Source organism: Peribacillus sp. P4_D6, assembly GCF_056401795.1.
In genome coordinates this window covers 131,501-142,975 of the sequence record NZ_JBFUIQ010000002.1, presented here as the reverse complement: position 1 = coordinate 142,975, position 11,475 = coordinate 131,501, and the positions used below count along the sequence as shown (strand labels likewise).

The 11,475-nt window shown below is 36.5% G+C and carries 11 protein-coding genes and 1 pseudogene; 4 read left to right on the top strand and 8 right to left on the bottom strand.

Annotated elements, in window-relative coordinates; translation table 11 throughout:
* The 5 genes from AC1DVB_RS02400 to AC1DVB_RS02380 all read right to left on the bottom strand — a co-directional run.
* On the bottom strand, positions 1-409 hold a 409-nt coding region (locus AC1DVB_RS02400), incomplete at its 3' end, for an ABC transporter permease (RefSeq protein ID WP_477588043.1).
* An 81-nt stretch (positions 410-490) separates the two neighbouring features.
* Entirely contained in the window at positions 491-1,306 is an 816-nt protein-coding gene (locus AC1DVB_RS02395) for an ABC transporter ATP-binding protein (RefSeq protein WP_477588041.1), read from the bottom strand.
* A 28-nt stretch (positions 1,307-1,334) separates the two neighbouring features.
* On the bottom strand, positions 1,335-2,396 hold the full coding sequence (locus AC1DVB_RS02390; protein ID WP_057276164.1) for an ABC transporter substrate-binding protein: 1,062 nt from the start codon (positions 2,394-2,396) through the stop codon (positions 1,335-1,337).
* Positions 2,397-2,809: 413 nt separating this feature from the next.
* The gene (locus AC1DVB_RS02385) at positions 2,810-3,331 is read right to left on the bottom strand and encodes a DUF1796 family putative cysteine peptidase (RefSeq protein WP_328119390.1); all 522 of its coding nucleotides are present in this window, start codon (positions 3,329-3,331) and stop codon (positions 2,810-2,812) included.
* A gap of 49 nt (positions 3,332-3,380) precedes the next feature.
* On the bottom strand, positions 3,381-3,542 hold the full coding sequence (locus AC1DVB_RS02380; protein WP_170947001.1) for a hypothetical protein: 162 nt from the start codon (positions 3,540-3,542) through the stop codon (positions 3,381-3,383).
* Positions 3,543-4,138: 596 nt separating this feature from the next.
* Between AC1DVB_RS02380 and AC1DVB_RS02375 the strand changes: the two genes are divergently transcribed.
* Positions 4,139-5,359 carry a cytochrome P450 gene (locus AC1DVB_RS02375; protein ID WP_239860921.1) on the top strand — a complete coding sequence of 407 codons (1,221 nt, stop codon included), beginning with the start codon at positions 4,139-4,141 and terminating at the stop codon, positions 5,357-5,359.
* A gap of 373 nt (positions 5,360-5,732) precedes the next feature.
* Here the strand turns inward: AC1DVB_RS02375 and gloA2 are convergent.
* Positions 5,733-6,092 (bottom strand): annotated as a pseudogene (gene gloA2 / locus AC1DVB_RS02370) (SMU1112c/YaeR family gloxylase I-like metalloprotein).
* 513 nt (positions 6,093-6,605) lie between these two features.
* Here gloA2 and yyaC point away from each other — a divergent pair.
* A complete protein-coding gene (gene yyaC / locus AC1DVB_RS02365; RefSeq protein ID WP_239860919.1) occupies positions 6,606-7,139 on the top strand; it encodes a spore protease YyaC in 534 nt (177 codons plus the stop codon).
* A 93-nt stretch (positions 7,140-7,232) separates the two neighbouring features.
* Here yyaC and AC1DVB_RS02360 read toward each other — a convergent pair whose 3' ends face one another.
* Both AC1DVB_RS02360 and AC1DVB_RS02355 read right to left on the bottom strand, forming a co-directional pair.
* Positions 7,233-8,543: a CitMHS family transporter gene (locus tag AC1DVB_RS02360; RefSeq protein WP_095680033.1), complete on the bottom strand. Its 1,311-nt coding sequence runs from the start codon at positions 8,541-8,543 to the stop codon at positions 7,233-7,235.
* A gap of 248 nt (positions 8,544-8,791) precedes the next feature.
* Positions 8,792-9,655 carry a LysR family transcriptional regulator gene (locus AC1DVB_RS02355; protein WP_034313052.1) on the bottom strand — a complete coding sequence of 288 codons (864 nt, stop codon included), beginning with the start codon at positions 9,653-9,655 and terminating at the stop codon, positions 8,792-8,794.
* A 149-nt stretch (positions 9,656-9,804) separates the two neighbouring features.
* Between AC1DVB_RS02355 and AC1DVB_RS02350 the strand changes: the two genes are divergently transcribed.
* Complete coding sequence (locus AC1DVB_RS02350; RefSeq protein ID WP_477588038.1) at positions 9,805-10,932, top strand: PrpF domain-containing protein; 1,128 nt, start codon at positions 9,805-9,807, stop codon at positions 10,930-10,932.
* A 58-nt stretch (positions 10,933-10,990) separates the two neighbouring features.
* Complete coding sequence (locus AC1DVB_RS02345) at positions 10,991-11,137, top strand: hypothetical protein (RefSeq protein ID WP_164468794.1); 147 nt, start codon at positions 10,991-10,993, stop codon at positions 11,135-11,137.
* The last annotated feature ends 338 nt before the right edge of the window (positions 11,138-11,475 follow it).

Sequence of the window (11,475 nt, the reverse complement as noted above, 5' to 3'; positions counted from 1 at the left end):
CTATTGGAAAGAAGGCCATCAAAAATACGATAACAATTTTTGATGCTGGCCCTATTCCGAATGCAATGATGATCACTGGTAATAGTGCTACTTTAGGAGTTACATATAATCCTGAAATGAAAGGGTTAACCACTGCATTAAAGGTAGAGTTCCAACCTGATAACACACCTATTGGGATTCCAATAAGTATGGCTAAAACAAAGCCTGAAACAAATTCGTAACCACTTACCTTCATATTTTCCCAAAAGGAAACTTCTTGGACCATTAAAACTGCCGCTTGTGCAATTTCAATTGGTGAGCTTATGAACAATGGATTTATCCATTCATTTTGAGAGGCAGTTTCCCAAAGCAACAGGAATAGTAAAACAGAAGCAACACTGATAAAAAATGACTTTTTTTCTTTTTTCATTTTCTTCGCCTTTTTTATCTTTTGCTTTGATTGTGTAAGTTCTATCATACCCTTCGTCATAGTGTTCTCCTTTCACATTAATTATTTCTCTTTATTATCGAAACCTTGTTTAGAAGACTCCTGTTCAATAATGGACCAAATATGATCTACAAACTCTAAAAATTCCGGGCTGCGCTTCACATGGAGATCTCTTGGTCTAGGTATATCAACATCAACAACCTCCACTACTCGTCCTGGTCTTGCCCCAAAAACAAAAACTCTATCAGCTAAAAATACCGCTTCATCAATTTGGTGTGTAATGAAAAGACTTGTCTTTTTTGTCTCATCCCATATTCTAAGTAACTCACCTTGCATAAATTCCCTAGTTTGTGYGTCCAATGCCGAAAATGGTTCATCCAATAATATTAATGATGGGTTTACCGTTAATGCCCGAGCCAAGTTTACCCGTTGCTGCATCCCACCTGACAATTCATGTGGATAATGATTTTCATAACCTTTTAAACCGACCATTTCAATAAATTCTTTGGCCTCTTTCTTTTTCTCTGCGGTTATTTGCTTTAACAGTTCAACTCCATAAAGAACATTTTCCAAAACAGTTCTCCAAGGTAATAGACTCGGGTTTTGAAAAACCATTGCCCTTTCCTTGCCGGGACCATCAATTTTTTGCTGATCTAATAGTATTTCTCCCTTACTTGGCTTTAGCAATCCAACTACAGTATTTAAAAAAGTGGTTTTTCCACAGCCGCTCGGCCCAACAATACATATAAATTCACCATCTTTAATGTTTAAATTTATATTCTGCAGGGCAATCACTTCTGCACCAGTTTTGTTATTTACGTAAGTAACGTCTAAAAAACGAGTAGACAATTTAAAGTTTTCCAGTTGTGCATTTTCCATCTTACCTATCATCTCCTTTCCATACTAATTATTTTTTAAAAGCCTCTTCTATATAACTATTTGTCCAAATAACATCTTCAGTTGTATCCTGTTTAGTAGAAACGCCTGATATCTTGCCAAATTCAACTAATGGATCCTGGGCATTATCCCAAGCCTCTTGATTCATTTCTCCATAGCCTTTAAAAGTGTTTTTCAATCCGATTAGTGATTCCTCTAGGATATCAACATCAATTCCATCAAAATAAGATTCGATTGATTCGGCCGCCTCTCTTGGGTTATTACGTGTGAATTCCATACCTTTCCCTATTGCCCGAACTACTTTCAAAGATGTTTCGTGATTTTCTTCTAAATATTCTTTTTTAGCAAATACAGCTTCCCAGACCATATTCCCATACATTGGCTCTTCACTTGTATTGATTACAATGTCTCCTATATCTTTACTTTCCGCTTGTAGACCCATTGGGGGTGATGCTATTCCTCCGTCAACAATTCCCTCCTGCATACCGCCAATCTTCGATCCATCTCCTGCTAATTTGACGGTCTTAAGAGTATTGGGATCAACTCCATGCATTTGCATTAAATGACGGGTGTATACGTCTCCAGAATCTCCAACAAGGTTTGTACCAATAGTTGCGCCTTTCAATGAAGCCACTCTATCTTCAAGTGATGAGTCTTTAGAAACATTCTTTTTCTTTTGATATTGTTTAGAGAGTGTAATTTGATAGGTTAGCGCAGAATTTAAAGATTGAATTGCCAATAAATCTTCACCTTTGTCAAGAGGAGTAAACATACTTCGAGGACCTGAGACTGCAAACTGAGCTTCGCCTGATAATACAGAAGCGATTACTTGTGCTCCTCCACCACCAGAAACAATTTCAGCTTCAATTCCTTCCTTTTCAAAAAAACCTTGCTCTATTGCTACATACAATGGGGCAACCGACAATAATCGTGCAGGTTCCGTAAAAGTAAGCTTAACCGCTTTTCCTCCTGAATTCCCTTTGTTTTCTGTAGTTGTTTCGTCACTTGGACCGCATGCAGATACTATTAACACCAAACAAAGCAGAACGAAMGCCAATTTATTCTTAAACATATTACTTACCTCCCTAAATCAAATATTTTTAACATTTCATTCACTAACTAACTATATTCCTCCCCTATTTTAGTTTTATATACAAAACATAATTTCATATACATATCAATTCTAAATCAGCTGTCCCTTATGGGTCAATTGTAATTTTGGAATATTTAGATAATTAAGCAAATTACTGCACAAAAAAACACTCATTAAAATCATGAGTGCCCTTTAACTCTTGAGATGCAATTTTCTGCGAAATAAAGGGAAAAACTTAATGCTTCAGCAATTTAAAAAAGATTGCAATATAAGAATCGAAGTCAGTACTAGAATATGTTTTTATTAAGGTTACCCATTATACACATAATCCCCCATTGTATCATTATAAGGACCGTCGCTGGGTACTTGCACTGTACAAATGCCCTTGTTCATTAACATCCTATCAAGCCTGCTATTGGATCAATGAAGAGGATATTAAGACAAGACGGATTGTAATTCCACTGCTTCGTGAACGGAAACTGCCCCCACCTAACGAATAAGATGGAATTGCTATTTGACATTATTTTAATATACTTATTTATTCGGTGATTGAGTTTTTCTGCAGGGTAAAGATGAGTCCAATCTTGATTAGGTATCATAGGGAAAACATGAACTGAAATAACATTATAATAGGTATCTTGAATAAAATGCGCTTTTTGCTGCTTGCCGCCCTCATCTGAAAAAACCACATCTCCACCATCAAGATAAGAATCGATGCCATCTACCTGCTTCATATTCTTAAGATCCATAAATCCGGCAAATCTGTTCTTCAATATTCTGCTTACATCCGGGAGTGAATAAGATACAACCCAATCAAGGGGAAATGAAGACCGCCTTAAATTAAGGGAAGGTCCACACCAACTGCCAAGGCTAATGATTACTTCATAAGATCCTTTTATATCTTGTAATTCCAATTCAGTCATCCGCTCTACTAATTTCCCTATTTCACCGAGGTAACTAATTTTATTTCCAGTCTTTTTCACTTTGTTCTGGAATTATATACACAATCCAGCCATAACGAATTTTCAGTTCTTCAGCCATTATTTCGGCAGTTTCTTTATCCGGAAATGTACCTGTTATTAAGCGGAAACGGTTATTTTCCGGGTTAATTGTTTTTTCTCTCATAGCTTGTACCTCCTTTTTTATATCCTATGAAGCTTCATGGAAATCTCTATAGTACTTAATAGATTACTAACAGCCCTTTTTATGTACATGAAAAATAAAAAAATCCCAACTTTGATAAAGTGGACTTGTTGGGAACTTGGGGGATTATTGGAAATGCAAAAGAAAATTATGGAGAAGTGAATGACTATCTAAATATTGTCCCCTTTCCACCTTTTATTGTAGGGTCAATAATCTTTTTCTAACTCCTCAATCGCTTGATTATATCACCCACTTCAAAGGCAAGATGCCTAAGCCCTCTTGCTTCAGGATAAGTTGGACAATTGGGGCTATAAGAAAAAAGAGAACAATTCCGGCTGATATTTCCCTCCGACCATTTGGGGTACCGGTATGATCTTAAACGAGAAGCTATGAAACTCAAAAGAGTTTTTCAATAGGTGGTGAGTCAAATATTCAAAGTTATTACTTTCTTCTTATTGAAAAATATCTCAATTTATGTCAATTGAAACCAAATTATGAGTTTGTTATCTTAGTTAATGAACCGGTTCATGACTAGTTTATGTATGAATATTAGTCACAATAAAAGGAGAGATGAAACCATGACACAAGTACGTAACTCAACAAGCGCAGTGGAGCAGTATGCTAATCTCATCCCCATGAGCGAAATTGCTTCGAACGCAGATCAATTATTTCCTTTTCCAATCTTTAATAGTTTACGACAAAAAACCCCTGTAAGGTACGACGAGGCTCGAAGCTGCTGGGATGTGTTTCGATATGAGGACGTTCATTATATTCTAAAAAATCCAAAACTGTTTTCTTCGGAACGAGGGTCTGGAACTCTTCAAGGAAGCATTTTGACAATGGACCCTCCTAGACACACAAAAATGAGAAACTTAGTGAACAAGGCATTCACTCCTAAAGCAGTGAAGGATTTAAAAAATAAAATCGAAGAGGTGACACTTTACCTTCTCGATCAAGTTAATGAGAAGGGGACTATGGATCTCGTTCATAACCTTGCTGGTCCGTTGCCTGTCATAATAATTGCCGAATTATTGGGTGTCCCTGCTAAGGATCGGGATCTTTTTAAAACCTATTCTGATGTTCTCGTGGCAGGCGCCAAAGATAATTCAAATGAAGCCTTTCAAAGAATGGCACAGAAACGTAAAGAAGGAAGTGAGTTTCTTAAAGAATATTTCAAAAAAATAATTTTAGAGAGAAAAGTAAAGCCTGAAGAAGATTTAATTTCGCTATTATTAGCAGCAAAAATTGATGGGGAAAAATTAACAGAAGAAGAGGTACTGTCTTTCTGTGTTTTATTATTAGTTGCGGGAAATGAAACAACAACTAATTTGATTACAAATGCCGTACGCTATATGACAGAAGATAAAAACATTCAAGAACAAGCCAGGACAAATCTGCCTTTAATACCAAAATTGGTAGAAGAAACACTACGCTTTTATCCTCCAATACAGGCAATTGGCCGTGTTACAAAGGAACAAGTCAAAGTTGGGGGCAAAACAATCCAAAAGGGGGAACAAGTAATTTGCTGGGTCGCTTCGGCAAACCGGGATGAACAAAAGTTTGCAGAGCCTAATCGGTTCACGTTAGAAAGGAAATTAAATCCTCATTTGAGTTTCGGGTTTGGTATTCATTTTTGTTTAGGTGCCCCGCTTGCACGTCTAGAAGCAGAAGTAGCTCTCGTGACACTATTAAGTACATTTGCAAAATTGGAAAGTGTAAAAGGAACTGAGCTGGAGGCGATTCCAAGTCCGTTCGTTTTTGGAGTGAAAAGACTTCCTTTAAAATTCACAAGACAATGAGCCTTGCTGCCTAAGAATATAAACGAACATAGATTAGGTAATACAAAAACCTATCAATAACAAAAAATGATTTTTTTAATATAACCTCAATGAAAAAGGGAGTATATTAAATTACGACCTTTTAAAATTGATTATTTGGAAAGCATTTGTTGTAGAAGATGTTAAATCCCATATTTATCCAGTTATTAAAAATTCCACTGTACTAGGTTGATAAAAACTTAATATATAATACGGAATTTATGACATAAAAAATACAGAAACAAAAATGGAAATCACAAAATGAGTTCCATTTTTGTTTTGAGTACTATTTTGTTTTAGGGCACCTTGATGAAAGACTTTTCTTATCAAAATATACATAACCCTACTGCAAATACTACTTTCCATATATTTCAAGAGGCAAATCATCCGGATCACAAAAAAAGGTAAACCTTTTTCCTGTTAACTCATCAACACGGATAGGTTCGACTGGAATGTTTTCTTTTTCTAAATCTTCAATCGCTCGATTAATATCTTCCACTTCAAAAGCAAGATGTCTAAGCCCTCTTGCTTCAGGATAACTGGACGATTTGGGCTATCAGGAAATGAGAACAATTCAAGCTAAATTTCCCCTCCGACCATTAAATCGAATTTATACGACTGCCTATCTGACCGATATGTCTCCTTCACGATATCACACCCTAATTTTTCATAATCGGAACAAATTATTAACATGATGTATTTTTTTCACCTTCATTTCTTACCTCCCTAAGAGCATTGGTTAGTTTAAAAAAATTATTTTAACAAAGTTATCCATTAATAAAAACTTAGTTTTCAGTGCTTCCTTCGGAATATACTGCACCATACTGGTACATCCATTTCCCTTTCACCTGGATATAGGTCTTTACAAAGGGCGTATAATATAAGTTAATCTAAAAAACGTATAATAAAAAAGGAGCCTTCCCCTCCTACTCTCTAGATCAATAATAAGATTCCTAGAACGCTGATTATGTTAATTAACTTTGTATATTGGTGTACTTGGTTGTAGTTTAAAATAAAGTCGTTACGTTTTCTAGTTGTAAACCAACTCCCACTTCCTCGCCAAATAAATTAAAGGGGATGTTTTGAATTACTGCCATTTTTCAGAGTGTTAACTATCATTCTCAAGCATATGCTTATATTTACATGCAGGATGTCCTTTTTGTTCGTATAATAGGACAAAGGGGAATTAAGATGAGTCTAATTTACAAGAAGAGGAGCAATTTGTTCTGTGGAAACAAAAGGCGAAGAAATAAACTGCTTAGCATTAAAAGTCAAAGAGATTATTCAATCTTCTGGCTGTCAAAATGAAGATGTAATCTTTCTGTGCATTGGTTCAGACCGATCAGTTGGGGATTCATTAGGCCCTTTAGTCGGGACAATGCTAAAAGAACATACGGTGCCATATCGTGTTTACGGTACTTTGGAAAATCCCGTTCATGCATTTAATTTAAATGACACATTGAAAAAAATTAAAAAACAATTCAAAAAGCCTCTTATTTTTAGTGTGGATGCTTGTTTAGGGAATCAAAACCAGGTCGGTTATGTTTTTTTGAAGGATGGACCTCTTGTCCCTGGGAAAGCTTTAAAAAAAGTATTGCCGGAAGTTGGAGATTATCATATTACAGGAATGGTCAATTATATAGATCCGCTGCCAACCATGCAATTTTTAAATGATACTCGTCTATACACGGTTATGAACCTTGCGAAAACAATCGTAAAAATAATTACTCAAGCTAGCGGCGGGACTTCTGGAATTAAATAAAAGAATGGGCTGTGCCAAAACCACTAATAATAATTGGTTTTGGCACAGCCCTACTTTGTTTAAGTTCGAAGAATTTATTAGATAACATTGTACTTAAATAATAGCCCCTGTCAAGATAGCAACAATGATAAGGACTAATGAACAAATTAGAGCCCATTTAAATGCATACCGCTGTAGTTCCCCGATATCCGTCTTTACCATCCCTACCAGTAAAAGAGTCGAGGCCACGAGTGGACTTAAGAAATGTACAGGCTGCCCCAGTACGGAAGCTCTGGCAATTTCTAAAGGACTCACCCCATAAGCTTCTCCTGCTTCGGCAAGAATTGGCAAAACACCAAAGTAGTAAGCATCATTGGATAAAACGAACGTAAATGGCATGCTGGTGAACGCAACGACCATCGGTAAAAAAGAGCCTAAAGAATCCGGAATGATGGCCACTAATGAATTTGCAATGGCATCTACCATTTTCGTTCCGGAAAAGATCCCTGTGAAAATACCAGCCGCAAATACTAGTGTGACGACGGTAATAGCATTTCCTGCATGTGACACGATTCGCTCTTTTTGCTGTTCTAGATTAGGGTAATTAATGATTGAAGCAAGCACAAATCCGATTAGAAACAACACAGGTACCGGCACTAAGCCCATTACAAGAATGACCATAACCGTGAGCGTCAACAAAAGATTGACCCATATTAATTTAGGGCGCTTTAAATCGTCTTGTATGGCGGAAGCTACCGCTGCTTCAGCTAGAGCTCCTTTCATTTCAGGTGCAGCTTTGATATGAACAACACCAAGCCTTTTGCGCTCTTTTTTCCCAAGTACGTAAGCGGTAAAAAGAATAGCTGCAATACCTGCGAATAGTGTTGGGATAATCGGAACAAAGAATTCATTTGCATCGAGACCTAAAGATGCTATTGCTCTTGTTGCAGGTCCTCCCCAAGGAGTCATACCACTCATAATACTTACAGCCAGCATAGAAATAGTGGCAAGAATAAGTGGATTCATACCAAGGCGTAAGTAAAGAGGCAGCATAGCGGAAATCGTAATCATATGAGTCGTGGTACCATCACCATCCAAGGCAACGGTCATTGCGATTACTGCTGTACCTATCGCTATTTTTACCGGATCCCCTTTTACGATTTTTAACATAGTTTTAATGAGTGGATCAAATAATCCAGCGTCAATCAGAACTCCGAAAAACAAAATAGCGAACAATAGCAAAGCGGCTGAAGGTGCGACAACCTTTATTCCATCGAGCATCATATCTCCGAGCTCTGGACCAAATCCGCCAATTAATGCAAAGATAATTGGAATGACCACTAGAGAATTAACAGGTGATAACCGTTTAGACATGATTAAATAAGTGAAGACAACGACCATTGAAATTCCAAGTAACGTAAGAATATGAATCCCTCCTATTAAAGAAACCGCTTACAAATCAGATGAGAAGTTTGAATAACTAAAAATATTACATATCATTCTGATTCCCTGTTGCTTTATTTTCTATTTTTAGAATAGTTCATATCATCAAATAAGTGAAATACATATTTTTTTTACTTTTTCGAAAAAAAAACTTATAATCCATTTTATATTAAATTAAGAAATCCAAAAAAGCACTATGAAATTTTCAATAATTTCATAGTGCTTTTTCGTTAAAGATTGGAATTTTTATTCAAGAAATCAATAAAGTTTTTCACAGTAGAGAGTTTTAATGAATCCTGGTTATACATTAACCATGTATTTCTTAATACCGGCTTCCCATTTTTGTAGGATAACCCGTATGTATGCAAGTTATCTGAAGGCTGCAGGCATATTTCCGGCAGAATGGAAACACCAAGATCGTTTTTGACCATCTCTTTGCACGTCTCCTGCCGATCCGTTTCCATAGTTACAAATGGTGGCTCTGGAAATCTATCATGCCACCAGCCATTTATTAAGTTTTTTAAAGAACTGTCGGTCTTATAATTTATGAATGGAAGTTCCGGCAAATTATCCAAGTCTACCTCTTTCTTAGAAATTAAACAAAGTCTTTCTTTATGCAGTAACGATTTGATTCCATACCATTCATAGTTTCCACGCAGTATGCCTAATTGAACACTAGAGGAATCCAGAAGATGCATGATTTCAGTACTCCAGCCTGTATTCACATTAAATTGTACATGAGGATATTGTGTTGAAAACTTTTTCAATATTTCTGGTAGTTTATATTGGGCAAAGTTGCTGGAAACGCCAAGCCTTAACGTTCCTCTAACTTCATTTTTCATATTCAGCATATAATCTTTCGTTTTTTGCAACTTTTTCACCATTTCTTCCGCATAGCCCGCCAAATGTATCCCTTCTGAAGTGAACTCAATGCCTCCTTTTATTTTGAAAAATAGGTTTGTGCTAAATTCTTTTTCTAAATTTTTAAGCCGGTACGTAAGCGCCGGCTGCGATATATATAAACGCTCTGCGGCACGGCTAATGTTTTTTTCTTCATATAGTACCCTTATCGCAATCCAATCTTTTTCGTCCACTTAACCATCTCCCGATTTTTGGATTATAAGTTTTTTTATCATTTTCACTTAAAAAATATGTATTTTACTTATGAATGAACTTATCATACTATATTTTCAAAGGAACCGGTAGTGCTATAAATATTGATTTGAGAAAAGGTGGTTATACAATGAAAGTACCTGTAGTTGTAATGCGCGGCGGGACAAGTAAAGGTGTGTTCCTTAACTTTGAACATATGCCTTCGAATCGCTCACTCTGGGAAGATTTTTTACTTGACGTGATGGGCAGTCCGGATCGGAGACAGATCGATGGTCTTGGAGGAGCGAATTCATTGACAAGTAAAGCAGCGATCATCAAAAAATCGGATTCACCGGAATTCGATGTGGAATATACATTTGCGCAAATCAGTATCGATAATCAAATGGTTGATTTTAAAGGAAATTGTGGGAATATTTCATCTGCTGTAGGACCTTACGCAATTGAGCAAGGATTAGTTCCTATACAAGAACCTGTAACAACGGTGAGAATTTTTAACACGAATACACAAAAATTGATAATTGCAGAAGTAGAGGTTGAAAATGGACAAGTGAAAAAAGAAGGCAACTGCTCAATTCCAGGCGTGCCTGGTAAAGGATCACCTATCTATCTTTCTTTTACTCGTGCTGAAGGAGCAGTTACAGGAAAACTATTCCCTACAGGAAATCCAATTGACATGATTAAAACGAAGGATCGACTGATTCAAGTTTCAATCATTGATGTTGCCAATCCACTTGTTTTTGTAAGGGCACAGGATATTGGTCTAAACGGAAGCGAATTGCCCACTGATTATTCACCGGAAAAATTAAATGAACTAGAAGAAATCCGGTCGATTGCAGCTGAAATGTGTCAATTTTCCGATAAGAAATCAGCAACTGTCAAATCTCCTGCTGTGCCTAAAATGACCCTAATTGCTCCTCCTATGGATTACATCGACCTAAACGGATCGGAAAGAAAAGCGTCAGAGATGGATTTGATGATCAGAATGATGTCGATGCAAAAGCCCCATCAAGCGCTTGCTATTACAGGAGCCATCTGTGCAACTGCAGGAGCTTACTTACAGGAAACGATTTTATCTGAGATGGTGAACATTAAACAGGAAATTTTTCGATTAGCCCACCCGGCAGGGATCATGGAAACAAAAGTTGATTTTTTGGCAGGACACATACGCGCTATTAAAGTGGTACGCACAGCGAGAATCATTTTAGAGGGATACGTGTACACGAAAAAAAATTACGAGCTTTCCTATCAATTAGCTTGATTTGAATTGATTTGCAAATTACAGCAAAAAAAATTATCTATCGCTTGGAGGCTTTTCAATGTGGGTCATCACTGTCTTTTTAAAAGGAAATATTAAAATTTTTGAATTTGACACAGAAAAAGAAGCGAAAGAACTATTCAAAAATATGAAAGGCACTAAAATTCTTTCCGAAATAGTTTACTTCAATGATCCTTGTTTTGTATAAGTGAGTTTTCAATAGAGCCCAGACTATAATGAATCTCCAACTAACCGATGCCTACAAAATTCAATTATAAAATAGGATTGAGAATAGATGAAAATTTTCCGGGGGGGAGCGCTCACCCTTATACAAGTTAGGATATACTGAATCCAGATTTTCATGGTTACTGGAGTATTTAACCAAAAAGAAAACTAATTGTTATCTATCATCCTTGTTATAGGGAAAAACATCCACAAACCAACCTATTATTTATTGAATGGTATCCTTTTTCACAGGCTCAATTTTAGCATCAATCGGAGCATAGGAAGAACAGCTATATAAATATATATCATACAAAATAGTTG